Source organism: Paraburkholderia sp. RL18-085-BIA-A (genome assembly GCF_046027075.1).
Lineage (GTDB): Bacteria > Pseudomonadota > Gammaproteobacteria > Burkholderiales > Burkholderiaceae > Paraburkholderia.
In genome coordinates, this window is the sequence record NZ_JARESU010000589.1 from 1 (window position 1) to 513 (window position 513).

The following is a 513-nucleotide window of genomic DNA, read 5'->3' on the forward strand; positions in this document are numbered from 1 at the left end:
AACCTGAGGTAATCGATCACCTCACGGTCTGCACTCAGAAACCCTCCTGTCATGCCAAAAGCTTTGCTGAAGGAGCCCATGCAGATATCGACGCCGTCCTTCATTCCGAAATGTTCCGACGTGCCACGGCCGGTTTTGCCCGTGACGCCAGTCCCATGCGCATCGTCGATCACCAGCGTCGCGCCATATTCGCCACAAAGCTCGCTGATCCGCGGCAAGGGAGCCAGGTCGCCGTCCATCGAGTACACGCCTTCGACCGCCACAAATATCTGACGATTAGGTGACACCGCACCTTTCTGGACGCGAATCAACAACCGCTCGAGATGCTCCGTGTCGTTATGCGCGAAACGGATTGCCTTGAGGTTGGTCGTCGTCGCCGCGAGAGCAATGCCGTCATAAAGGCTGGCGTGGTTGTACTCGTCGTAGAGCAGCACGTCGTCGTCCCTGAGCAGGGTCGTGACCCATCCGAGATTGGCCTGGTATCCAGAGCCGTACAGCAGCGAATCCTCAGTA

1 protein-coding gene is annotated in these 513 nt (G+C 57.9%); it reads right to left on the reverse strand.

Going from position 1 to position 513, the window contains the following annotated elements:
* A partial coding sequence (locus tag P0D89_RS53975) for an aminotransferase class I/II-fold pyridoxal phosphate-dependent enzyme (RefSeq protein WP_408379827.1) occupies positions 1-513 on the reverse strand: 513 nt, incomplete at both ends.